This window comes from Mucilaginibacter pocheonensis, from assembly GCF_031456535.1.
GTDB classification, from domain to species: Bacteria; Bacteroidota; Bacteroidia; order Sphingobacteriales; family Sphingobacteriaceae; genus Mucilaginibacter; species Mucilaginibacter pocheonensis.
This window is the reverse complement of sequence record NZ_JAVDUU010000002.1, coordinates 508,820-532,348: the sequence shown is the minus strand read 5'-3', so window position 1 is coordinate 532,348 and position 23,529 is coordinate 508,820. Positions and strand designations below refer to the sequence as shown.

The window sequence follows — 23,529 nt, the reverse complement described above, 5'->3', positions numbered from 1 at the left end:
CAAAAAGCGTGCGTTTTTGAACAAAAAAACTAAAAATTAACGCATAATTTGCTTTTTTGTACATTTGCCGCATGGCATCCATCAAACCATCTGTACCCAAAGGCACCCGCGATTTTTCACCTACCGAAATGGTGAAACGTAACTATATTTTTGACACCATTAAAAGTGTGTTCCGCAAATATGGCTACCAGCAGATAGAAACCCCAACGATGGAGAACTCATCTACCCTGACCGGTAAATATGGCGATGAGGGCGATAAGCTGATTTTTAAGATCCTGAATAGTGGCGATTTTTTGGCCAAGGTAAATCCGGAAAAGCTCACAACTCACAACTCCCAACTCATAACTTCCGACATCTCCGAAAAAGCCCTTCGTTATGACCTTACCGTGCCTTTTGCGCGGTATGTGGTACAGCACCAGAACGAGATCACTTTTCCGTTCAAGCGGTTTCAGGTGCAGCCGGTTTGGCGTGCCGACCGTCCGCAGCGTGGCCGTTACCGTGAGTTTTACCAGTGCGATGCCGATGTGGTTGGCTCCGATTCTTTACTGAACGAGGCAGAGTTTATCATGATCTATGACGAAGCCCTTGGTAAGCTCGGACTAAAAGATTTCAGTATAAAAATCAATAATAGGAAAATACTATCGGGGATTGCTCAAATTATAGATAAAGCTGATAACATCATCGACCTAACCGTTGCCATAGATAAATTAGATAAGATAGGGCTTGATGGCGTGATCAAAGAACTGCTGGAACGCGGTTTTACCCAGGCTGATATTGAAAAAATAAAACCGGTTATTTTACTGGAAGGCTCCAATACCGAAAAACTGCAAAGCCTGCGCGAAGCACTTGCCGATTCAGAGACCGGTCTGAAAGGTTGCGACGAAATTGAAACCGTATTTAATTATATAAAAAGCTGTCCGCTGCAAACTGCCAAACTGGAGCTGGACATTACCCTTGCCCGCGGATTAAACTATTATACAGGCGCCATATTCGAGGTTAAAACCAATGAGGTAAATATGGGTAGTATAGGTGGCGGCGGCCGTTATGACGATCTTACCGGCATGTTCGGGCTTAAGGGATTAACGGGGGTGGGTATCTCCTTTGGCGCCGACCGTATTTATGATGTAATGGAAGAGCTTAACCTTTTCCCGGCGGCGGCTAACCAGAGCACACAGGTACTCATCTGTAATTTTGATGCCGCGGGCGAACAATATGGCTTGCCGCTGTTACAGCAGTTGCGCCGCCAAAATATCAATGCCGAACTATATCCGGCGGGGGCCAAGATCAAAAAGCAAATGGAGTATGCCAATAATAAAAATATTCCCTACACGGTAGTAATTGGCAGCGACGAAATGCAAAGCGGCCTGCTTTCCTTTAAAAACATGACCACCGGCAACCAGGAAAAACTTACCGCCGAAGAGATTGTGGAAAAACTGGTAGATAACCGGGCAACTATTTGATCGTACAACGCAGACACGGAATAGCACCTTGTTGTCCTATTTGCCTTGTCTCCGCCATATTATCCTGCCCAGCCTTCTCTGTCCAAACTTCTGAAGTGTATAGCCTCGGCCAAATGTTCCAGCCTGATCTCTTCGCTTCCGGCAAGGTCGGCAATGGTACGTGATACTTTCAGAATCCGGTCATAAGCCCTGGCCGACAGGCCCAATTTTTCCATAGCCCTTTTAAGCAATGTTTGGCCCGCAGCATCTATTTTACAAAGGTCGCGCACCATTTGTGGGCTCATCTGGGCGTTAGCGTGCAAATCAGGCCGGTTGCCAAAACGCTCAACCTGTGCCTCACGCGCTTTGATCACCCGTTCGCGGATCAGCTCGCTTTTTTCTGCCGCACGGTCTGACGATAATTCATTAAAGTTTACCGGCGTTACCTCCACGTGCAGGTCTATCCTGTCCAGCAGCGGGCCCGATATTTTACTCAAATATTTCTGCACCATCCCCGGAGGGCAAATACATTCTTTTTCGGGATGATTATAATACCCGCAGGGGCAGGGGTTCATACTGGCTACCAGCATAAAGCTCGATGGATAATCCACCGTAAATTTGGCCCGCGATATCGTTACCCGGCGCTCTTCAAGCGGCTGGCGCATTACCTCAAGGGCACTGCGTTTAAACTCGGGCAGCTCATCTAAAAACAATACCCCATTGTGCGCCAGCGAAATTTCGCCGGGCTGCGGGTTACCGCCGCCGCCAACAAGAGCCACATCGCTGATGGTGTGGTGCGGCGAACGAAAAGGCCTTATCGTAACCAGCGCATCGGCAGCAGCCAGCTTACCGGCCACGGAGTGTATTTTGGTGGTCTCTAATGATTCATACAGGCTTAGCGGCGGCAATATGGAGGGCAGCCTGCGGGCCAACATGGTTTTACCAGCACCCGGAGGACCGATCAATATTACATTGTGCCCGCCCGCGGCGGCAATTTCCAGCGCGCGTTTAATATTTTCCTGGCCCTTTACCTCGCTAAAATCGCTGTCATAATTACTCAGGCTGTTATAAAATTCCTCGCGGGTGTTCACTACCTCGGGTTCAATACTTATATCGCCATTAAAAAAGCCTGCTACCTCTTTAATATTTTCCACCCCGTACACTTCCAGGTCGTTCACAATAGCGGCTTCACGGGCGTTTTGTTTGGGCAGTATAAACCCTTTAAAACCATCCTTACGTGCCTGTATGGCAATGGGGAGCGCCCCTTTAATAGGCTGCAGGCTGCCATCAAGCGATAGTTCGCCCATGATGATATACTTATCAAGGTTTTCGGATTCCATCTGGCCAGAGGCAGCTAAAACGGCTGTGGCGATGGTAAGGTCATACGATGACCCTTCCTTTTTAATATCGGCAGGGGCCATGTTTACTACAACCTGCTGGCGCGGCATCCTGAATCCGCAGTTCTTCAATGCCGATTCGATACGAAAATAGCTCTCTTTTACGGCCACATCGGGCAAGCCAACAATAAAATATTTGGTCCCTGCTGCAATATTTACCTCAACTGTTATGGTAATAGCTTCGATACCATAAACCGCGCTCCCAAAAGTTTTAACCAACACTGTGATAAGTTTAAATCAAAGCGAAAGATAAATATTTTTTATGGAGGTGAAAAAGGAGTGGGAATATTAAATATCGGCGAGGGAAAATCCTGGCTAAATATTGAACATCGAATGCAGGATGCCCATAAAAGAAAAACACCGAACACCAAAGTAAAAACCTTCAGTATTCGGTGTTCAAAATTCATTATTCGATATTAATTGCTTTTTACCGGGATCTCCTGTACTGTATTTTAAAACAGTAAAAGTCCGCAGGAAACAATTACGCTGGCCAGCACCATAACCGACCATACATTTTGATGCCGTCTGCTCATTTTTTCAAAAGCGACATTGAGCTTTTTTAATCGTTTATTGTTCAGCAATATAAAATGATTGAGCAGCAAAGCGCCAACAGCGCCCAATAAAATAGCTGTACCCATAGTTTCACTAACGCTAAACCAGCCCGATCTTAAACAAAGCTGGGCCAACAGCATCAAATTCGTCAATAAAATGATCATCAGGAAACTCACCCCAAAAAGTGAGTTGAAACGAGGTAAGCTGCCTTGTCCGAAATTTTTGAAGGTCCACCGGTAAAAACTTACATACACGGATTTATAAAATCTTGCAGTGTTCATAATGCTGTGGTTTAAGGTAAATAATCAGTTATAGTAAATATAAAGTATTATATATTGATATAACGGCAAATCATAAAATTTTATTGCGCAATTTTTATAAATAATATTGATTTAGATAGGTTTTGCTTAAAAAGACAAAAATTGTAATAAGTGGAGTTGTATGATGTGAACAATGCAAATAATACCTGCAAAAACTGGTTAAATTAAAAATAAACACGGTGTGTTGGTAGGGAGTATGCACCTATCGCATGCAAAAAGGGGCCGGTTAAAACCGGCCCTTTTTAATTCCAAAACAAGCTTTATTTTGCGGTGGCGGCCATTTCAAGCAGCACTTTATCATTATTTTGCTTTACAACCGACTGGTTATCAAACAACATGGCGGCTCCATTTTGCTGCGTGTAGGCCGGCCAGCTGGGCAACCCTTTGGCATTGGGGTTACCGGTACGGGCAAAGTTTATCCACGCCTGGCTCATTTTAGCGGCAAGGGCATAGGCTTCTTTACCGCCGCCTGTCATTTCTTCACAGCGTTTAATATTATCGAACTCAAATGGTATATCAATACAGTGTATTGATTTGTACATGCCATCCATAACCGGCGATTGCCAAGCAAACTGGTACATGTAAACAGGTGCTGCACCAGCCACCGCCGATTTGGCATTTGCCTGCCGCACCACGCCCGGCCTGAAAGTAGTAAGGTCAATGTCAATATAGTCGGATGGTTTTACCGTATTGGGATATGCTTTGTTTACTTCGGCTATATAGGCATCGGTTTTATCACCATATTTTTTTTGCAGGTATGCTTTGGCTTCGTCCATGGTAAACTTCCTGATGGCAGGGTTAATCATCGAAGCCATAAATTCTGTTTTGGTTGAACCAACCAGCAACGGGATATTTTTTGAAAGCTCAATAGCAGCAGGGTCGGTCATGTTGTAGGGTAAAAAGCTGCCGTCAACACTTGGTTCCCACATCAGGCCAAATGCGCCAACAGCCTTGCCTTCTGTTTTTAGCTGCTGCTGAACTTTTGCAAACGCTTTTTTGCAGGCAGCGCTCAGGCGCTCATACGACATGGTTTGTAACGAATCAACCTGTGCGGGTTGTAAATTTAAAACCTCCATCACTGCCGCACCAATCCGTTTGGACACATCGGCAGTCATAAAATCGCTGCGATAACTGCCGCTCTCAATAATAGCCTTTTGAAACAACCCTTTTGCCGATGGTGCATTCATGAGTGTGCCTACCTTTGCACCGCCTCCCGACTGGCCAAAGATGGTTACATTATCAGGGTCGCCGCCAAAACTGGCTATATTTTGCTTTACCCACTGTAGGGCGGCCACAATATCCATCATGCCCACATTGGCCGATGCTTTGTATTTATCGCCATAGGCCGACAGGTTTAAAAAGCCCAGCGCGTTTAAACGATGGTTAATGGATACCACTACAACATCGCCTTTTTTACTCAGGTTTTCGCCATCATAAGAGGGCAGCTCAATAGCCGAGCCCGCGCTAAAGCCGCCGCCATGCAGCCAAACCATTACGGGCCGCTTTTTTTGATCATTGATGCCGGGTGTCCAGATGTTGAGCTTTTGGCAATCTTCGTTCATATAACCCCAGTTATGCTGAAAAGCAAATTCAATAGGATCAATAACCGTTGTGGTGGCATCAATTGGGCAAACCGCACCATATACCAGCGAGGCACGAACGCCCTGCCATGACGCGGGCTTTTCGGGCGGCATAAAACGTTTGGCCTGCGCGTAGGGTATGCCTTTATAATTAAACATTCCGTTGTGAATGTAACCGCGAACCTGCCCGTTATCGGTACTGGTTACGGCTACATCGTCGCCGGCAATAATGGCGTCATTACTTTTACTTTGGCAAAAGCCATAAGTGGGTAAAAAACACATGGCTAAGACAGCCCAAAATTTGGAGACTTTTTTCATGACTTATCTGGTTTATATAATTGGTTTATAATTATCCTTTAGTTCGAATAACAGAAAACCACATGATATTACAGATAAAGTTTGACTGATAGGCTACCGGCTAACCATCTGAATTATCATTGTGTAGGTTTTACACAATGATAATTATAAATTTTTATTTCCCAATGCCGCAAAACATTTTTTTCCTGCAAATTATTGTACAGCAATTAATTGGCCGTTACCTCAAAAGAACCTAACAAATTAACGTCAGGATCGGCAATTACAGTTGTTGGCTTTGCCTTTACTGGGAATTGCACCGTTGTTGTTTTATCTTTTATGCTGATGTTGTGCAGTTCTCCGTCTAAAGTTACCTGTAACGGGAACTCATAAACGATGGCCTGTTTCTGTACAATGTTAATATCAGCTATATTTTTATCGGCGTCATAATGCCAGGTTATGCTCAGATCAGGGTGGCCCGCGGTGCGCAGCCATTGGTTAAAAAATTGTTTGAGGTCCTGCCCGCTGGTTTGTTCCATTACCTGTCGCAGGTCATCAGTATTGGCATTACCGCCGCGATATTTTGCATAGTAGTTACGGATGCCTTTCCAAAACAGATTGTCGCCCAGCTTGCGCCTCAGCATGTGCAATACCCAGCCGCCCTTCTGGTAGCTGTTGTCATTAAGTAGCTGCATATAGTTGCTGTTAACAGCCGTGTCAACCACCGGGGTAAGCCGTTTTTGCTCAAAGCGCAATACCATCTTTCTGTCAAGAGTTAAGCGCTTCCTCAGGGTATCGGCACCGTATTTATTCTCGAGGTACAAGTTGGTCATATACGTTGCAAAGCCCTCGCTAAGCCACAGGTGCCAAAAGTTTTTTTCGCTGGCGCCATCGCCAAACCACTGATGCGCAATTTCATGCGCCATTAGCTCTTCAATACCCGGCGCATTAACCGATTCCTCAAAATAAAATATGGCGCTGGCGTTCTCCATGCCGCCAAATATGGTTTTTGACTGTACATTGGCCAGCTTTTCATAGCTGTACGGACCAACCTTTTCTATAAAAAAGGGTAAAATCTCTTTGGCTACAGCATAACTTTTAAATCCGGCTTCTTTATTCTCGGGGAACACATAGGTATATACCGGTATTTTGCCAACATTGCCTGGGTGGCCAATGGCAAAATTCGCCACGCCAATCACCATAACCTTGGTTGGCAGCAGGGCGGCTTCACGCCAGTGGGTTAGCTTTGCATGACCAGGCAGTGTTTGCTCTTTTATTTTCAAGCCGTTTGATATCACCTGGTAATGATCTGGCGCGGTAACCACAAATTCAACCGTTGCCTTATCGGCCGGATGGTCAACACAGGGCAGCCAGTTATGCGCGCGGTTGGGCCAGTTATCACCAAAAAAGGTACGATGGCCAAATTTATTGGTTGATATGATGAGCCCATCGGCAGGTACGCCGGCATAACTTAATTTATAGCTGTGGATGCTGTTTAGCTTTGCTCCGGCATATATTTTAACTGCGTCACTATCCTGCACAAACTTCAGCTTTTTACCATTTTCGGTAACGGCCGATACCAGCATCCCCTTACCGGTGCTATTCTTTTTAACAAGGTTCAAATTAAATTCGCCTGTATTCTTGAGAAATTTGATAGCAACGGTAGCCTGGCCTTTAATGTTGTTATTAACATCATTAAGCTGCAGGGCAAATGTATAATGCTGTACATCAATAGCTGCCCCGGGAACCTGGGCATGAGCCGGAACAGTAAAAAGGGTTGGTAACGATAAAAGAACTGGAAATATCCTGCGCATAAGCTTCCTTCAAAATTGTATTGTACAGCAACAAAGCTAAATAAAAACAGGCTGTTATCTATCTGTACATCCCTGCGGACAATCATATTTTTTAACGTTGGTAAAACGTTACATTAACCCGATAGCCAATAAAAATAACTAGCTTATTTCAACCTCGTTAAAACCTTGTTCTTGTCGTTACAATTTCCGCTCAATTGGTAAACCTGCTTACGCCCCAACGTATCGCGTAAAGTTAAATTGATCTTAAAATCGTTTCCGTTTTCCATTTCTCCCATGATCTGGAACAAATAGCCCGAGCCACCATATCCTTTTGATGGTAAATGCAGCGGTGCAAAAGTGCTGAATTTGATATCGCCTTCTTCAGCGCTTATTTTCGTAACATCTGCAGCCCAGCCAACGCTCAGCAGGGCAATATCAATATGATGCGGCCCCCAGCTAATCCTGTCACTCAATTTGATATTGGCTTCGTAATACCTGTCAATACTGCCGATATAATAATACCTGTCACCAATTAAAAGCCCCAGGTTTGCTTCAGTTTCCCGGCTTCGCGGAGATCTTACCGCCTGGCGCAGAGCTTGTTTTTTGAATGAAACTTTTTTATAGATGTTCTGATCCTTAAACATTTCGTAAGTGCGCTCGATATCGGTATGGCTAACCGTTCGGCTGCTATTGGTGTTTAAAGGTATTACCGAGAAGGCTACGTCATCGCCCGCAATCTTTTCTACTTTTAACAATATCGGCGCTCCTCCGTAATAATCTGATCCAAGCGATCTCAATTCAAAAAAATCGTTCGTGTTGATCTTTTCCAGTTTATCCAGCATATCGGTTTTCATCCGTTGCTGCGCGACTTCATATTCGGTTCTTTCCTTATAATCCTTATACCACTCCATACTCCAATAGCCCAGGCCCCAAAGCATCAGGCCAATAGGTATGATCAGCAAATACCTTCCGCCGTTAACGCCGGTTCGTTTTTCCCTGATCACCGCCGTTCCCGAAATGCGATCATGCCATCCATTATCTCTCATTAAAAACGAGAAAGTTTCAAAAGGGATAAACCTGGCCAAGGATCGTTTCAAAACAGCACCAAAACCGGGTTTCTCCCCCTCGTTGTTAATTACACGCGTTTCGGTAAAATATTTGGCCGGTGTGGCACCAGTAAGCAATTCGAACGGAATGTAATATAACAGTCTGCAAACTGCGATAACAATTATCAGCGTAAATTTCTCGCCCACAACATTATAAAGCTTCACTAATATATTGGCATGCAGATCGCGATAAACAAGCGATTCGATCAATACCGAAAAAAGCAATATCCCCATAAACATATCTATCAGCAGGTTCATGAATCGCTGCTGCCGCGATGCACTAACATAACTGGTTGATACCTCGTCGCCATAAGTATCGGTTTGAGTTTCCAGCTCTTTTTGTTTATTAAAATATTCCAGCACTTTCCAGGCCAGCCAGATCCAGACCAGGCGGCTTAGCATATAGAGCACATAAAACAAAATGGTTCCACTAAGCCGGTGACTCAATGTGCTTGCAAATAACGTATAAATAGCATACGCCGAAAAAAGCGCTTTGTGAAATATGATGAGCGCAAAGCCAAACCGCGGCAGCCTTGTTTCTTTTCCTTTTGAAGCAACCAAAAATATCGCACCCAATAGCATCAGGAAGTAAAAGATCCAATTAAAAACATTGATGTTTGAAAAAATGCTATGCCATAGGTTAAACCAGCTTAAGTTTAACGAGCTTGCCAGGTCTGATGCCGCGCCGATAAAATAGCTATAGTTTCTGTTATATATTTCGGACAGGAAGCCCAATATGGGTACTGCAAAACATATAATTACCACACTTTTTGCAGAAAGTTGCTTTTTTAGCATAAGGTTAAGTTTATCTGATATAAAAGTAACAACAATGCCGGACAGATAAAGAAAATAAAAACGCCGCTTGTTTAGCAAGCGGCGTTTTTATATGTCTTAATAAAACTTATATTACATCTTCGGCATCCTACGCATCATGCTGGCCATTGCCGCAGGGTTGCTCATTTGCTTCATTACCTTTTTCATATCATCAAACTGCTTCATAAGGCGGTTTACCTCCTGCAGATCGGTGCCAGAGCCTTTGGCTATGCGGCTCCGGCGGCTTTGATTTATTGTTTCAGGATTTTCCTTTTCAAACGGGGTCATTGATTGTATAATGGCTTCGATGGCTTTAAAAGCGTTGTCATCAACCTCCACATCTTTCATCATTTTCCCTACGCCCGGTATCATTCCCATCAGATCTTTCATGTTGCCCATTTTTTTGATCTGCTGTATCTGGCTGTAAAAATCGTTAAAGTCAAATTTGTTTTTGCGGATCTTCTTTTGCAGCTCGGCGGCCTCTTTCTCGTCAAACTGTTGTTGGGCGCGTTCAACAAGGGAAATCACATCGCCCATACCCAAAATACGGGAAGCCATACGGTCGGGATGGAAAACATCAAGCGCTTCCATCTTTTCGCCGGTACCAATAAATTTAATCGGCTTGTTAACTACCGATTTAATTGACAGGGCAGCGCCACCGCGGGTATCACCATCAAGCTTGGTTAACACCACGCCGGTAAAATCAAGGCGGTCATTAAACACTTTGGCCGTATTCACCGCATCCTGACCGGTCATGGAATCAACCACAAACAATATTTCGTGCGGGTTAACCGCTGCTTTTACCTGCTCAATCTCCACCATCATAGCCTCGTCAATAGCTAAACGGCCGGCGGTATCAATGATCACAACGTTGTGTCCGTTCTGTTTGGCAAGCGCAATACCTTCGCGGGCTATAGCAACAGGATCTTTCGATTCGCGGTTAGCATACACCGGGATGCCTATCTGCTGGCCTAAAACTTCCAGCTGGTCAATAGCCGCGGGGCGGTAAATATCATCAGCAACCAGTAGTGGCTTCTTATTTTTTTGTGTTTTTAAGTAGTTAGCCAGTTTACCGGTAAAGGTGGTTTTACCGGCACCGTTAAGGCCTGCTATTAATATAATGGTTGGCGTAGCCGGAAAATTAAGTTCGGCTGTGGTACCACCCATTAGTTCGGCAAGCTCATCATTCATGAGCTTAGTTAGCAACTGGCCCGGCGAAATGGCAGTCAGTACATTCTGGCCTAAAGCCTTTTGCCTTACCTCATCGGTAAATGCTTTGGCGGTTTTATAGTTAACGTCGGCATCAAGAAGGGCTTTGCGAATCTCCTTCATGGTTTCGGCCACGTTTATTTCAGTAATAGTTCCCTGTCCTTTCAGGACCTTGAACGCCCTGTCGAGTTTATCCGAAAGATTTTCAAACATTATAATAAAGTACTTTAATCTTTTAAAGGTTACAAAGGTATGATTTTGAAATATATCCGTGAATTAATTTAGGAAACGCATTTGAAATGCATAACAGCCCGGTACCTTTGTTGAGGATACCGGGCTGCTGTGTATTAGCAAATTTCACACAATATCTTATGGGAACCTGTACAGCATCCCCAATGCAAGGCCTTCTGTTGCCTGCACATCTTTAGCGGTGTGCCTGTCATAAAGCATCGTTCCGTTGATGGTAACATTTATCAGCCTGTTTACTCGGGCTGATAATACCAGGTCAATACGGTGGGTTATATATTTAAGCTCCTGCCCATAAGGTATAAACAACGCGTAACGCGTGTTTAAGTGAACATTTTTCATGATATCCTTGTCAAACAACGCCACCATCTGGAACGCCAGATCGTTTTTAACCGTTTTTAGGGTATCCACACCATAATTATCTGTTTGGTATTTGTGAATGGAGTGATCTAAAACAAAGGTTTGCCTGGCGGTACCGGTGCCCAAACGAAGGTCAAAATAGGGGGCGGGCTTGTACTCAAAACCGAGCGCCTCTGTTAAATAGCCCGGCGACATAAAATTGGAGATATACTGCGCGTTTATTACGCCGTTACCCATATCTACATAGTTAAACCCTTTATCAAACTGCGACTCAAACGTAAGTGAACCAAAAAGGTACCAGTGTGCCGATAATTGTGAGGCTATCTTATTATCGAAATAGATACGATCATTGGTTTTGCGTTTACCCTGACCTTTATTTTTTGATACCCCGTAGGTAAGGTTCAGCTCAGAAACATAGCTGAACGGTGCCTTGTTGTACTCCGTGTGGTAAATAAAGTTTGTCCCTAAGGCTACAGCATTTACACCCCCGGCTGCATAATTGTTACTGAAAGCCGACTGGCTGAAATTAAGGCCAAAAGTAACCGCCTTTTTCCAATATATCACCTTATAATCAAGCATGTTTAACGGAACCTGGGCCCTTTGTATCTGTATTGGCCTTACGCGGGTAGGGATGGCATTTTTACGGGAATCGATCCTGAGTTTGTTGATCTGCGCGGTGTCAATCTTAACAGTGTCGCGCTTCAAAGAATCTGTTTGTTGTGCTTTGGCTTGAATGCCGCAGGTAATTGATACCAGGAAAAATAGTCCAAGTCTGGTTTTAATCATAGTAAACAAATTAAAGCAAAAATCTCCTTTTATAACACATTAATAAAAAATGTTAACAGATGGTTTTAAATAAATAAACATTTACGGCAAATTATTACACGCGTAAAAATACGCGGCTGCCCTTTTATCATTCAAAAAAACAATCCTTGTTTGCATAATTTTCACCTATAAAAACGTTAATAACGTTCTTCGGTGGTTTGTACTTAATATGATTAGTTTTGCCCCCGTACTATTAAATGTTAAAATTCTACCTGATGTTTAACCCTGTCGTTACGTATACAAATCTGCTGCAACGACTACATTATATTTATCTGCTTTATGCGATACCGATGGTTCTTGTGACCGCGGCCCTGATACCGCCGTTTCAAAACCCGGACGAGCCCAACCATTTTCTGCGGGCCGAACAGGTTTCGAGGATGGAACCTATCCCTGCTTTTCATCACCAATACGACACAAATGCCGTAAAAACAGCCATTCCTGCCGATTCTCTAGTACTGTACCCCACTCCCGGCGGGTTCAAGGCCGACGCAAGTATAATTGCAGCAGCCAGCATTTTTTCCCCGGTAGAGGCACAGGCCAATGTTAAAGTAACTGACAATATGTTTTTTGCTGCCAGGCAAATTAAATGGGGTACCGGCATTACCTATTTTAATTTTGGTAATACCGCCATTTATCCCCCTGTGGTTTACCTGATGCCTGCTTTGGGTACCGCCCTGGGTAAGCTGCTTCACTTGTCTGTTATCCGTACGCTTTTTATAGCCCGGCTTTTAAACGCCGCGTTGGCCGTAACGCTCAGCTTTTTTGCATTATTGCTGGCTAAGCGAAGTAAGATTTTACTTTTTATTGTTTTGCTGTTCCCCATGGTCATTGAGCTATTTGCATCGGTTAGCCAGGATGCTATTTTAATTAGCTGCGCTTTTCTTTTAGTGGCAATTATTGATCGGGCCGAATTTCATGCCGTTCCTAAATATCAGAGGTGGCAAATTTTCACCCTTATTATACTGATGAGCCTAATAGGGATGGCCAAACCACCTTATGCTTTATGCGCGGTTGTTTTTTTATTTCTCAGCATGAAGCCCAAAGTAAAAGTTGCGCTTTTAGGAGTTCCTTTTCTTGTCATTGCAACATGGCTTTATCTTGACCACGCAAACTTGTCTGTAATATTTGCGCCACCTTCGCTTCGGATAAACGCTAAATTACAGGCGCTGCATATTCTTCAACATCCTTTAAATTTTTTAAGAATGTTCTTTGATATTGATAAGGTGGCGGTTCTGGCAAATATCCGTTCGTTTATCGGTATTTTAGGCTGGCTCGATACCTCCTTTACCTTATTTTATTACTTTACCGCTTTTTTAATCCTTGTTTTGGGGTTTGTTATGAATGCCCGGTTTAAAACGGATAATCATTTTTGGCTGCGGGTTGCTGCTCTTACAGGTGTAATAATAACCATAGTCGCCCTAATGACTGTTCAATACATTACCTGGACGGCTTTAGACTCTCCTGTTTTAAATGGGATGCAGGGTCGGTACCTTTTACCCATTTTTCCATTTCTTGCACTGGCGTTGTGCGGTTCGGCAGTTCCAGATAAATTAAATAAGCTTAAAATGGTTCTCTATTCCTTGATCTTGTTATTCCCTCTATTTACCCTGATAAGCTTAATACAATTATTGATATCAAGATACTACTGTTAATAATAACGGGAAACAGGGTTCGAAACTGGTTATAAATACTAACAGCGATTATTTTTTATCCAGATCTTCTGTCTTGGGGGTAATCAATTGCGGCAGCTCATATTTGCGCGGCGTTCTTAAAAATCTTTTCAAATTGGCTTTTATAGAGGTAATAAATTCGTAATCGCTTGCCGTTTTCACCTGGTAGTAACCCGGACGGTACCGCTGCATAAAATCTGTAAGCTGCTGGTCTTTTAATTGCGTTATACTACCTACATAGGTTCGGTTAAACCGGTAATCTATCACATTTTGCTGGTAATCACGTTCTATTATTTCGCGCAGGTGCCCGGCGTTGCGGCCGCTGCGGCTCAGTGAGTTCCATAAGGCATCAATACCAATACCGGCTCCCAGCCCTGGGGTTACCGAAAGCACGTTGTGGTTATCCAGCGATCCGTAAATTTTAGTATAATCCCTTTTGGTGGCCTCCAGTTGTTTTTGCGGATTGAGCATAGTATCGCGCACAATAACCTCTTTAAGTTGTATAGCCGAGCGCTTCATATAAACTGCCAATGAAGCGTTATTTTGTACCTTCAAGGTATCGGGGTAGTGGTCGGGCTTGGTAAAAACCAATACGTCGCCGGGTTTGGCATCAATATTAAACTCGCCCTTAAAAGTGTTATAAACCGACTTTCCTGTAGTAACGTTGCGCACATTTACTTTCGCTATGCGACTTTTGCTATCCTTATCAAACACAATACCATCAACAATGGTTTTTTGCTGGGCAAAAACCTTTACTGATAATGTGCTAAAAATTAAAAGCATCCATATTTTCATGGTGGTGCCAAAAATAAACGTTCGGCAGTGCTTACTCATACTATTTAACAACAATTAACAGCTTTACAGGGTTTTTAAGAAAGGAAGGTATAGCCCAACTCGCCCGCAAGGGACAGCTTAAAACAAAATGCCCCGATACCAAAGGATTTAGAGAACATTCGCTTCCTTTTCTTGGATCCTTATCCTTTTCCCTACTTCACCACTATAAGCTTTTGGCCAATGGCAATATGGTCATCGGCAATACTATTTAACGCTTTTAGCTCATCAACTGTTATCCCAAAACGTTTTGATATGTTGTATAGTGTGTCGCCCGTTTTAACGGTATATATTTTATCGTCGGGCCTGGTTTTAGTAAGCGTATCTGTATTTGTATTCCCAATGCTGTCGTTGATCTGCGAAAGCACGCGGTCTTCGCGTTTAATTTTGGCTATCTCACCTTCCGACCGATCATACTGGTCAAGGTTATACTTTACAATAATGTTAATAAGCAGTTCGGGATATTTAGGGTTTGTAGCATACCCGGCCTTTTTTAATCCCCGGGCCCAACCCTCATAATCATTCTTATCCAACTCAAATAGCTTCGCATAGTTTTTCCGTTTTAAAAACGCGGAATGGTCACGATAAGAATCGTCGGGGTTATCATATACCCTGAAACATTCATTGGCGCTGTCATCATCCTTATAATAGCTTTTTCCCCTCCACTCACTGGTACATTTAATGCCGAAATGGTTGTTGGCCACCCGGGCGAGCTCGCTGTTGCCGCTGCCCGATTCAAATAAACCCTGTGCAAGAGTAATACTGGCGGGTATGCCATACTGATTCATTTCCTGTATGGCAATATCTTTAAAGCGGTCAATATATGACAGAGAAGTATATGACTGGTAGTTGGCTATAGCATCACGTTTGCCTTTTTTGATGCTGTTATTATTGCGGCGGGCCTGGCCGTTTGAAAGTGTTCCTTTTCTTGATGAGCACGAGCTAAAACAAATCGTGGCTATAAATAATAAATAAATTAGTTTTTGCATACAGCTAAACCGTTATGTGGGTTTAAATAAAATATGCCAAAATAAGATTTATAAATTGTATTTATTAATTTGTTTCTGCTAATTGAGGCTGATTTGGAGTTCTGGGTTGTTCTGCAGGTTTTTCGTCGAGATCATGCAGGTCGTACTTTTTAATAATGCCCAATACCTGCGATGCCCATTTACGGCTGCTTGCATACCCGCTGCGTTGTATTCCTTTTGCCCAGCCTAAATAATCATAATGGCTAAGCGCATCGGCCAGGTGGCTAAACTGCTTGCGCTCGGTCATGATGCGGGCAAAATCCTGGAACGAATCCATAACCGAATCATATTTTTTATAAGCCGTACGAACCTTTTTGTTGTGTTTGGTATAAACAGCGCCACCACCGCCTTTTACGCCAAACTGGTTGTTTAAATTTTGAGCTATGGTGCTGTTGCCGCATCCTGATTCATGCATGGCCACGCCCAGCACTATACTTGCCGGAATTCCTGTTTCGTGCATGATACGAACGGCATCATCTTTAAATTTTTCGATATATGATTGTGAAGTGTTTTTTTGAGCTGAAGCAGCTAATGTTGAGATCAACAGTGTTGTAATCAGTAAGATTTTCTTCATAATTTATTTTTTTCTGATAACCAGCAGCCCGTCGCGTACCGGCAGGATCAATTTTTCTACCCTGCTGTCAACAGCTATCTGGTCATTTAGTTTGCGGATATTTTCGGTATCGGCATCATTTTCGTTGCCATATACCTTTCCTTTCCACAAAACATTGTCAATTATTATTAAACCTCCGGACCGCACTTTATCAAATGTCATTTGAAAGTAAGTATAATTATTCTTTTTGTCGGCATCAATAAACACCAAATCAAAATTATCTTCCTTTAAATCAGCGATAATGGTCTCTGCCTGGCCAAAATGCAGCTTTATTTTGTTTTCAACATTTGTTAGTTTAAAGTGTGAATTTATGATATCCTCCATTTCGCGGTTCACTTCAATGGTATGGAGGGTGCCGCCTTCGGCCAATCCTTCGGCCAGGCAAATTGCAGAATAACCGGTAAATGTACCTATCTCCAAAATGAGTTTTGGCTGTATCATTTTGCTCAAAAAACTGAGCAGCCGGCCCTGATAATGTCCCGACAGCATATGCGGACGGAGCACCTTTAAATGCGTTTCACGGTTGAGCTTTTTTAATGCTTCGGGCTCCGGATCGCAATGGTTATCTAAGTATGCCTGAAGGTCATGTGGTAGAATATCCATGGCGCAAAGATAACCCGTTGATGGGTTTGATGGCGTTGCTTTAGCTAATTTTTTTTATAAAATACTGATTATTAGCGCGTTTTAATTGTTTGTTTAATCGTTTTAACCATTAATTTGCAGCCATTCTTAGTGATAGCCCTTAATTTAGGGGATACTATTTCTTTCCTTTTTATTAAAAATTTTTCTTGAAAATTTGCAATTAAACTCATCACAAATGAATACAAATTAGCAAGGCAACAAAGCAATAATCATCACGTCAAAAAACCATCTACAGATGCAAAGCTCCAGCTACATCAACACCATCAAAATAATCTGCGGTCCATCCAGCTTTGCAGTAGTATCACGGCCGATATGGTATCCACCAGTTCTTTATTTTGCCGGTTCTTTTTGTTCATTCCGCTTTGGGCTATGGTAGCTGATGCCATTTTGGAGGTAAAACGCTCGTCGAGCATTTCGATGGGAATCTCGGGGAATGTTTTTTTGAGTAGGTTCACAAAACCTTTTACGTGTATGGCCGATTGGGATGGCGTATTATCCATCTGCTTGGGTTCGCCTACAATAAAGCGCTCAACGGGCTCCGTTTGCATGTACTTTTTCAGGTAATCAATAATGTATTGCGGGTGTATGGTATCCAGCCCGGTGGCTATGATCTGCATGGGATCGGTAACCGCTATGCCAATGCGCTTGGTACCGTAATCAAAAGCCATTATTCTCATAGCACAAAGATAGGAGATGTGAGACATGAGATGCCAGATTTTTGCTTTAGTTTGATAATATAAAATGAGACCGCCGTACCAATCTCCGCCCCATATCTCATATCCCACATCTAAAAACTAACCCGCAATATCTTATATCTCACATCTAATTGCTATTTTGCACCAAATGCAGTTTAAAGATATAGTAGGACAGGAAGCAATAAAGCAACGACTGATTAACTCGGTTAATGAGAACCGGGTAAGTCATGCGCAGTTATTTTTGGGTCCCGAAGGTTCGGGCAGCCTGGCGCTTGCTGTTGCTTACGCGCAATATCTGTCGTGCGAAAATAAGCAACCCGATGATTCCTGTGGCGAATGTTCGTCATGCCGAAAGTATCAAAAGCTAATGCACCCCGATCTGCATTTTTCCTATCCGTTCTTTGCGAAACATAAGGACGATACCGCGCTTACCTTTATTGAGCAGTGGCGCGATGCTTTTACCAATAATCCGTATATGAGCCTGGACACCTGGCGCGGGTACCTGGATGCTGAAAATAAGCAGGCCAATATCAACATTGCCGAGTGTCACCAGATCATAAAAAAACTGAGCTTTAAGCCTTTTGAATCAGTATACAAGATATTGATCCTTTGGTTGCCAGAGTATCTTGACAAAGAGGGAAATGCATTGCTAAAGATCATTGAGGAGCCACAGCCAAACACGCTGTTTATTCTGGTGGCTCAAAACCAGGACCAGATATTAAATACCATTTTATCACGTACCCAATTAATAAAAATACCCGGCCTTGGTTATGAGGAAGTGAAGGACTATTTGCTAACGCAGCATAACCAAACAGAAGATGCTGCTGCCGAAATAGCCTACCTGAGCAATGGCAATTTAACCGAGGCTTTAACCATGCTGCAGCAGGACAACAAAGGGTACCACAACCTTTTTGTGCAATGGCTACGTTTCTGTTTTTCAAATAAAGGCCTTGAGGTTTTAACCTTTGTTGATCAGTTTGCCAAAATGGGCCGCGAAAATCAGAAAAACTTTTTACGCTATGGCATTAGCTTTATACGCGAATGCTGCCTGTTGATGGCCGGTGCCGGCAGCCTGGTGCATTTGCCTGCAAAAGAGCTTGAAACCGCACAAAAAATGACCAGCGTGCTTGATATTTCAAAAGCGAACTATATAAGTGCCGAGCTTGAAAAGGCTCATTATCACGTGGAGAGAAATGCAAATCCTAAAATTTTATTTTTAGATGTATCTTTACAGATTATAAAAATATTAAATTTAAAAACCATCCCTCAGGGGAGTCAATATATACCAAATTAACTATGGGTTGTGGAAGTTGCTCAACAGGGGGCGGATGCTCACCTGCGGGCTGCAAAAGTAATGGTTCATGCCTTACTAATGGTTGCAGCAAATTAGATGTTTACGATTGGCTTGCCCATATGGACATGCCTACAAATTATAAGCCGTTCCCGGTTATTGAAATAAAGTTTAAAGGCTCACGAAAAGAGTTTTTTTTAAACAGCGATAATATTTACCTGGAAGCCGGCGACCTGGTGGCTGTTGAGGCCGCAACTGGTGGTTACGATATTGGTCACGTATCGTTAACGGGCGAGCTGGTGCGCATGCAAATGGTGAAACGCCATGTTAAAGAAGCTGATGTGGCAAAAAAAATATACCGCAAAGCCACCGTTGCTGATGTAGATAAATGGAAAGCGGCCAAAGATATGGAATGGGAAACCATGCATAAATCGCGCAAGCTGGCACTTGATCTTAACCTGAGCATGAAGCTGAGCGACGTGGATTACCAGGGCGACAAAACCAAAGCCACGTTTTATTATACAGCCGAAGGTCGCGTTGACTTTAGGGAGCTGATCAAAAAAATGGCCGAAACCTTCCGCATCCGTATTGAGATGAGGCAAATAGGAATGAGGCAAGAGGCAAGTCGCCTGGGTGGAATCGGATCCTGCGGCCGCGAACTTTGCTGTTCAACCTGGCTAACCGACTTTAAAACGGTATCTACCTCTGCCGCCCGCTATCAAAATTTATCATTAAATACTTTAAAGCTGGCCGGGCAATGCGGTAAACTAAAGTGCTGCTTAAATTATGAGCTGGACACTTATATGGATGCCCTTAAATATATTCCGGATAATGTGAATGTGCTTAAAACTGAAAAGGGAGAGGCGCGCCTGCAAAAAACCGATATATTTAAAAAGATCATGTGGTTTAGCTACCCGCGCGAAGAATCATGGATTCCATTACCTATTAGCAAGGTAAAAGAAATTCAGCAGCAAAATAAAGACGGCATTATCCCAGCTGACCTTGGCGAACTGGTGGAAGTTGAGACCCAGCCGGTAAAAGTACTTGATTATGAAAATGTGGTTGGACAGGATAGTTTAACCAGGCTTGACGAACGCAGCCGCAATAAAAATCAAAAGAAAAACAAAAACCGCAATAAAAACCAAAAACCGGGGGGCCAGCCAACCGATAACCGTTCGGGGAATCAGGCAAACCAGGTGCGCCCGGGCATAACCCCGTCTGCCGAAAAACCGGTACAGGGTACTGCTGATGCAAACAGGCCCCAACAACAGGGAAACCGGCCGCCACAGGCGCAAGGCAATAAACCGCAACAGGAAAATAAAAACAACAACAGACGAAACAGGCCAAACCGCCCTAACCCAAATAACCGCAACAATAATCCTTCGGATACCAAGTGATCATGAAACCGGCCTTAAAAATCTTTTACCCGGCAGCATGTGCTCTGTTTATTATGCTGCTGGGTAGCTGCACCGACCCAAATGCTGTTATGGATAACAATACGGCCATAGCCAGCCATAACTGGTCATATGTGAATAAGGTTAAGTTTGATTGCAAAATTGATGACGATAAGGCCGCTTATAACCTTTATTTGAATTTACGCGTAACGGATAATTATAAGTATTCAAACCTTTTTGTGCTCATTTATCAGTCAACTCCGGGCGGTAAGGCAAAAGTTACCCGTTACGAGCTGAAACTGGCCGGCCGTGATGGCGAATGGTTTGGCAAAGGATCTGGCAATTTATACAGCTACCAAATGCCTTTTAAAACCGGTTATAAATTTCCTGCCGCCGGCATTTACCATTTTGAAATAGAACAGAACATGCGCGATAACCCCTTGCATGAAGTAAGTGATGTGGGCTTAAGAATAGAAAAGGCCAGGTAAACTTTCCCTGATTGGTGTTCATCAATCCCATTAAAAACAAATAATCAGAACCAATGCTGCGGGTGGATGTTAGTTTATTAAACATCAACTATGAAAAAGTTAATTATTATTGCTTTTGCAGCTGCCAGCCTCATTGTAGGCGCCTGCAACGGAACTGATAAAACCAATCGTAACAGCGACACCAGCGCCGCGAAGGGTAATAGCGGCCCGGCAGATAGTACCCAGGGCATAGGTACTTCATCCGCTTCCGGCAATAGCGCAGCAACTCCTGGTTCAGCTGATACCACTAACACCGGGGCCTCGCCCAATGTTCCTAAAGCGGATACGGCCGGGAACCCTTGATCACATTTACGAATGTAGATAATGGGTAAACCACTCTAACATTTATTTTGAAATACTAAAAATATTATCATATTTTTACTAATATTTTTATCAAAATGAATGCTGATACCCTATTGATCGTGTCTGTGCTGATACTGACGCTATCCGTTTTTTTATTCTTAAAAAGGCCCAAAGCACTTGAACTGATCTCTGCCGATGAACTGAATAAACTTCGTAATGAGTGTGATTCGTTTAAAATAGCTTTGGCCCGCGCCGAGGAAAAAGCCGACATTATAGCCGGCGAAAAGGAAAATATCATTCAGCTTTTAAAGGATGAAAAAACGCGCTTGCTTGACGAGCTGCTGTATGAGCGCACACAACTGGCTCAGGTTAATCAGCAGTTGGAAAGCATAAAATCATACCATCAGTCGCAGCAGGAAAAAATGCAGGAGCAAAAGATGGAGGTGGAGCAGATACGCTCACAATTTCAGCGTGAATTTGAAAACATAGCCGAAAAACTGCTCAAAGAAAAATCAAAGGAGTTTATTGATGTAAACCGCAGCAACCTGGATATGATCCTTAACCCCCTGAAAGAAAACCTGAAAGCATTTGAGGATAAGGTGGAAAAGGTTTATAACATGGAAGCCGCCGAACGCAATACCCTTAAAGGAGTGATTACCCAATTAATGGATCTTAACAAACAGATAAGTGACGAGGCTCAGAATTTAACCAAAGCCCTAAAAGGCGACAATAAAAAACAAGGCAACTGGGGTGAGGTTATACTGGAAAGGGTGCTGGAACGCTCCGGACTGGTACGCGACCAGGAATACCGCATACAAGCGGCCATGCAGGCCAATGACGGCACGCGATACCAACCCGATGTGATCATAGACCTGCCAGACGAAAAACATTTGGTAATTGATTCAAAAGTTTCACTTATTGCTTATGAACGATTGGTAAATGCCGATACAGCAGAAGACCGCAAGCTGTTTGCCAAAGCACATATCGAATCTATCCGTAACCATATAGGCGGCTTATCGTCCAAAAAATATCATGATCTGTACCGGATAAATTCGCCCGATTTTGTGTTGCTTTTTGTGCCTATCGAGTCGTCCTTTAGTATTGCTGTTCAGCTGGACGGTGAGCTTTTTAATTATGCCTGGGATAAAAAAGTGGTGATCGTTAGTCCATCAACTTTACTGGCCACATTGCGTACCATTGCCAGCATGTGGAAACAGGAGCGACAAAACCGCAATGTATTGGAAATTGCACGTCTGAGTGGCGATATGTATGATAAGTTTGTGGGTTTCCTGGGCGATATGGACAGCATTGGCAAAAACATTAGCTATACTCAAAATGCCTATAATAGCGCCCTCAATAAATTATCGGCCGGTCGCGGAAATTTGACCACCACCGCCGAAAAGATAAAGAAACTTGGGGCTAAAGCCGATAAACAAATAGACCAGAAGTTTATTGGGGATGAGTAAAGCTAAAGTTTCAATAGCTATATCATCGAACTGTTCTCCCATATGCTGGGTTGTTTGCTTGTCCTGTGGGATGCCGAAATAAATTCGGCATGACAAAATGGGTTATTTTTATAATTTATTAAATGTCACTTCAATATTAATGCTTTATAAACAGGGACATGTGTACATGATGTCAAATACTTATCGCACAGTATTTTATATTGGTGTTACGGCCGATCTTCGTTCAAGAGTATGGCAGCATATCAATGGCGAAGGATCGATATTTGTAAAAAAATACAAATGCCATGATCTTATTTATCACGAGTACTTTGAAAGGATAACCGACGCTATAGACCGGGAGAAACAATTAAAAAGATGGCATAAAGATTGGAAAATCAATCTCATTAAATCTATTAACCCGGAAATGAAGGATCTAAAAGTTGAGTTGGATCTTTGATCTTTCTTATATACCCCTTACCAGGTCATGCCGAATTTATTTCGGCATCTCATATGCTGAGCCGCTTTGCGGGTTGTTTGCTTGTCCTGTGGGATGCCGAAATAAATTCGGCATGACTAGATGGAGATGGATGGAGAGTCTTTTTAAAAAAAATCGCATTCTTAATTGTTGCGGGACATTTCTTGGGATGGTTAATTACATGCTTAATACTTAACATATGGCGTGCCGGAAGAAATTCGGTACGACTAAACTAAATATACCAGAAACTTAGTCCACTATCTCGGTCTTCTTCACATTAAACCAGGCGTTGGCCGGTTTGGAAAAAAGCAGTACTAAAGCAACAATTTCCACAGCTATCTCAACGGCATAAAATACCATAACCAGGTTGGTGAATTTTTCCATCTCGCTATTGTTTAACAGCTGTACAATATTGGATGAAAATAGAACCAAATTAAAAAACACCAGGATAAGCATCACAACTCTTGCCCATTTTTTACCCTGGTTGGTTGAGGATATAAAGAAGCTTATAAATAAAAAAACAACTATAAAAGGGACTACGCCAATACCATCGAGCCAGTCGGTGATCATGGATAAAATAAAGGCTATATACAATAAAATAATCCCCTTAACTACCTGCTTTGGTTTATCACTATCATCATTTGGCCGGGAATTAAATTTTTTAAAAAGACTGTTGAACAT

Annotated in this window: 21 protein-coding genes; 8 read left to right on the top strand and 13 right to left on the bottom strand. The window is 43.0% G+C overall.

The window, feature by feature from the left end; genetic code table 11:
- The first annotated feature begins 71 nt into the window (after positions 1 to 71).
- Positions 72 to 1,460 carry a histidine--tRNA ligase gene (gene hisS, locus J2W55_RS09180; RefSeq protein WP_310094677.1) on the top strand — a complete coding sequence of 463 codons (1,389 nt, stop codon included), beginning with the start codon at positions 72 to 74 and terminating at the stop codon, positions 1,458 to 1,460.
- A 59-nt stretch (positions 1,461 to 1,519) separates the two neighbouring features.
- On the opposite strand, the gene J2W55_RS09175 is transcribed toward hisS, so the two are convergent.
- The 7 genes from J2W55_RS09175 to J2W55_RS09145 all read right to left on the bottom strand — a co-directional run bounded on the left by J2W55_RS09175 (position 1,520) and on the right by J2W55_RS09145 (position 11,895).
- A complete protein-coding gene (locus tag J2W55_RS09175) occupies positions 1,520 to 3,058 on the bottom strand; it encodes a YifB family Mg chelatase-like AAA ATPase (protein WP_310094674.1) in 1,539 nt (512 codons plus the stop codon).
- A gap of 230 nt (positions 3,059 to 3,288) precedes the next feature.
- Positions 3,289 to 3,669: a hypothetical protein gene (locus J2W55_RS09170; RefSeq protein WP_310094671.1), complete on the bottom strand. Its 381-nt coding sequence runs from the start codon at positions 3,667 to 3,669 to the stop codon at positions 3,289 to 3,291.
- Between the two features lie 299 nt (positions 3,670 to 3,968).
- Complete coding sequence (locus tag J2W55_RS09165) at positions 3,969 to 5,606, bottom strand: carboxylesterase/lipase family protein (protein WP_310094669.1); 1,638 nt, start codon at positions 5,604 to 5,606, stop codon at positions 3,969 to 3,971.
- Between the two features lie 206 nt (positions 5,607 to 5,812).
- Positions 5,813 to 7,396, bottom strand: coding sequence for a M1 family metallopeptidase (locus J2W55_RS09160; protein ID WP_310094666.1), 1,584 nt, complete (start codon positions 7,394 to 7,396; stop codon positions 5,813 to 5,815).
- Positions 7,397 to 7,539: 143 nt separating this feature from the next.
- The gene (locus J2W55_RS09155) at positions 7,540 to 9,276 is read right to left on the bottom strand and encodes an RDD family protein (protein ID WP_310094663.1); all 1,737 of its coding nucleotides are present in this window, start codon (positions 9,274 to 9,276) and stop codon (positions 7,540 to 7,542) included.
- 111 nt (positions 9,277 to 9,387) lie between these two features.
- Entirely contained in the window at positions 9,388 to 10,716 is a 1,329-nt protein-coding gene (gene ffh / locus J2W55_RS09150; RefSeq protein WP_310094660.1) for a signal recognition particle protein, read from the bottom strand.
- 156 nt (positions 10,717 to 10,872) lie between these two features.
- Positions 10,873 to 11,895, bottom strand: a complete 1,023-nt coding sequence (locus J2W55_RS09145) for a DUF3078 domain-containing protein (RefSeq protein ID WP_310094658.1) — start codon at positions 11,893 to 11,895, stop codon at positions 10,873 to 10,875.
- A 254-nt stretch (positions 11,896 to 12,149) separates the two neighbouring features.
- Between J2W55_RS09145 and J2W55_RS09140 the strand changes: the two genes are divergently transcribed.
- Positions 12,150 to 13,586 carry a DUF2142 domain-containing protein gene (locus J2W55_RS09140; protein WP_310094656.1) on the top strand — a complete coding sequence of 479 codons (1,437 nt, stop codon included), beginning with the start codon at positions 12,150 to 12,152 and terminating at the stop codon, positions 13,584 to 13,586.
- 48 nt (positions 13,587 to 13,634) lie between these two features.
- On the opposite strand, the gene J2W55_RS09135 is transcribed toward J2W55_RS09140, so the two are convergent.
- The 5 genes from J2W55_RS09135 to ruvX form a co-directional block, all read right to left on the bottom strand.
- Positions 13,635 to 14,438 (bottom strand): peptidase associated/transthyretin-like domain-containing protein, encoded by an 804-nt coding sequence (locus J2W55_RS09135; RefSeq protein ID WP_310094653.1) that lies wholly within the window; start codon positions 14,436 to 14,438, stop codon positions 13,635 to 13,637.
- A 152-nt stretch (positions 14,439 to 14,590) separates the two neighbouring features.
- Positions 14,591 to 15,424, bottom strand: a complete 834-nt coding sequence (locus J2W55_RS09130) for a glucosaminidase domain-containing protein (protein WP_310094651.1) — start codon at positions 15,422 to 15,424, stop codon at positions 14,591 to 14,593.
- 64 nt (positions 15,425 to 15,488) lie between these two features.
- A complete protein-coding gene (locus J2W55_RS09125) occupies positions 15,489 to 16,037 on the bottom strand; it encodes a glycoside hydrolase family 73 protein (protein ID WP_310094648.1) in 549 nt (182 codons plus the stop codon).
- A gap of 3 nt (positions 16,038 to 16,040) precedes the next feature.
- Positions 16,041 to 16,679, bottom strand: a complete 639-nt coding sequence (locus tag J2W55_RS09120; protein ID WP_310094645.1) for an O-methyltransferase — start codon at positions 16,677 to 16,679, stop codon at positions 16,041 to 16,043.
- A 302-nt stretch (positions 16,680 to 16,981) separates the two neighbouring features.
- Positions 16,982 to 17,395 (bottom strand): Holliday junction resolvase RuvX, encoded by a 414-nt coding sequence (gene ruvX, locus J2W55_RS09115; RefSeq protein WP_310096475.1) that lies wholly within the window; start codon positions 17,393 to 17,395, stop codon positions 16,982 to 16,984.
- Between the two features lie 166 nt (positions 17,396 to 17,561).
- Between ruvX and J2W55_RS09110 the strand changes: the two genes are divergently transcribed.
- The 6 genes from J2W55_RS09110 (at position 17,562) to J2W55_RS09085 (ending at position 22,830) form a co-directional block, all read left to right on the top strand.
- On the top strand, positions 17,562 to 18,707 hold the full coding sequence (locus J2W55_RS09110; RefSeq protein WP_310094642.1) for a DNA polymerase III subunit: 1,146 nt from the start codon (positions 17,562 to 17,564) through the stop codon (positions 18,705 to 18,707).
- A gap of 2 nt (positions 18,708 to 18,709) precedes the next feature.
- A complete protein-coding gene (locus J2W55_RS09105; protein WP_310094640.1) occupies positions 18,710 to 20,101 on the top strand; it encodes a PSP1 domain-containing protein in 1,392 nt (463 codons plus the stop codon).
- Between the two features lie 2 nt (positions 20,102 to 20,103).
- Positions 20,104 to 20,586: a gliding motility lipoprotein GldH gene (locus J2W55_RS09100; RefSeq protein ID WP_310094638.1), complete on the top strand. Its 483-nt coding sequence runs from the start codon at positions 20,104 to 20,106 to the stop codon at positions 20,584 to 20,586.
- 90 nt (positions 20,587 to 20,676) lie between these two features.
- On the top strand, positions 20,677 to 20,928 hold the full coding sequence (locus tag J2W55_RS09095) for a hypothetical protein (RefSeq protein ID WP_310094634.1): 252 nt from the start codon (positions 20,677 to 20,679) through the stop codon (positions 20,926 to 20,928).
- Positions 20,929 to 21,023: 95 nt separating this feature from the next.
- Complete coding sequence (locus tag J2W55_RS09090; RefSeq protein WP_310094631.1) at positions 21,024 to 22,394, top strand: DNA recombination protein RmuC; 1,371 nt, start codon at positions 21,024 to 21,026, stop codon at positions 22,392 to 22,394.
- Between the two features lie 166 nt (positions 22,395 to 22,560).
- On the top strand, positions 22,561 to 22,830 hold the full coding sequence (locus J2W55_RS09085; protein WP_310094628.1) for a GIY-YIG nuclease family protein: 270 nt from the start codon (positions 22,561 to 22,563) through the stop codon (positions 22,828 to 22,830).
- A gap of 267 nt (positions 22,831 to 23,097) precedes the next feature.
- Here J2W55_RS09085 and J2W55_RS09080 read toward each other — a convergent pair whose 3' ends face one another.
- Positions 23,098 to 23,529, bottom strand: coding sequence for a hypothetical protein (locus J2W55_RS09080; RefSeq protein WP_310094625.1), 432 nt, complete (start codon positions 23,527 to 23,529; stop codon positions 23,098 to 23,100).

Bases quoted from the DNA above. Each gene is read 5' to 3' on its own strand.
- J2W55_RS09105 (WP_310094640.1), top strand. From the start codon at position 18,710: ATGGGTTGTGGAAGTTGCTCAACAGGGGGCGGATGCTCACCTGCGGGC.
- J2W55_RS09090 (WP_310094631.1), top strand. From the start codon at position 21,024: ATGAATGCTGATACCCTATTGATCGTGTCTGTGCTGATACTGACGCTA.
- J2W55_RS09145 (WP_310094658.1), bottom strand. From the start codon at position 11,895: ATGATTAAAACCAGACTTGGACTATTTTTCCTGGTATCAATTACCTGC.
- J2W55_RS09170 (WP_310094671.1), bottom strand. From the start codon at position 3,669: ATGAACACTGCAAGATTTTATAAATCCGTGTATGTAAGTTTTTACCGG.
- J2W55_RS09100 (WP_310094638.1), top strand. From the start codon at position 20,104: ATGAAACCGGCCTTAAAAATCTTTTACCCGGCAGCATGTGCTCTGTTT.
- ruvX (WP_310096475.1), bottom strand. From the start codon at position 17,395: ATGAGAATAATGGCTTTTGATTACGGTACCAAGCGCATTGGCATAGCG.
- J2W55_RS09085 (WP_310094628.1), top strand. From the start codon at position 22,561: ATGATGTCAAATACTTATCGCACAGTATTTTATATTGGTGTTACGGCC.
- hisS (WP_310094677.1), top strand. From the start codon at position 72: ATGGCATCCATCAAACCATCTGTACCCAAAGGCACCCGCGATTTTTCA.
- ffh (WP_310094660.1), bottom strand. From the start codon at position 10,716: ATGTTTGAAAATCTTTCGGATAAACTCGACAGGGCGTTCAAGGTCCTG.
- J2W55_RS09130 (WP_310094651.1), bottom strand. From the start codon at position 15,424: ATGCAAAAACTAATTTATTTATTATTTATAGCCACGATTTGTTTTAGC.
- J2W55_RS09160 (WP_310094666.1), bottom strand. From the start codon at position 7,396: ATGCGCAGGATATTTCCAGTTCTTTTATCGTTACCAACCCTTTTTACT.
- J2W55_RS09095 (WP_310094634.1), top strand. From the start codon at position 20,677: ATGAAAAAGTTAATTATTATTGCTTTTGCAGCTGCCAGCCTCATTGTA.
- J2W55_RS09125 (WP_310094648.1), bottom strand. From the start codon at position 16,037: ATGAAGAAAATCTTACTGATTACAACACTGTTGATCTCAACATTAGCT.
- J2W55_RS09110 (WP_310094642.1), top strand. From the start codon at position 17,562: ATGCAGTTTAAAGATATAGTAGGACAGGAAGCAATAAAGCAACGACTG.
- J2W55_RS09155 (WP_310094663.1), bottom strand. From the start codon at position 9,276: ATGCTAAAAAAGCAACTTTCTGCAAAAAGTGTGGTAATTATATGTTTT.
- J2W55_RS09080 (WP_310094625.1), bottom strand. From the start codon at position 23,529: ATGTTCAACAGTCTTTTTAAAAAATTTAATTCCCGGCCAAATGATGAT.
- J2W55_RS09135 (WP_310094653.1), bottom strand. From the start codon at position 14,438: ATGAGTAAGCACTGCCGAACGTTTATTTTTGGCACCACCATGAAAATA.
- J2W55_RS09165 (WP_310094669.1), bottom strand. From the start codon at position 5,606: ATGAAAAAAGTCTCCAAATTTTGGGCTGTCTTAGCCATGTGTTTTTTA.
- J2W55_RS09140 (WP_310094656.1), top strand. From the start codon at position 12,150: ATGTTTAACCCTGTCGTTACGTATACAAATCTGCTGCAACGACTACAT.
- J2W55_RS09120 (WP_310094645.1), bottom strand. From the start codon at position 16,679: ATGGATATTCTACCACATGACCTTCAGGCATACTTAGATAACCATTGC.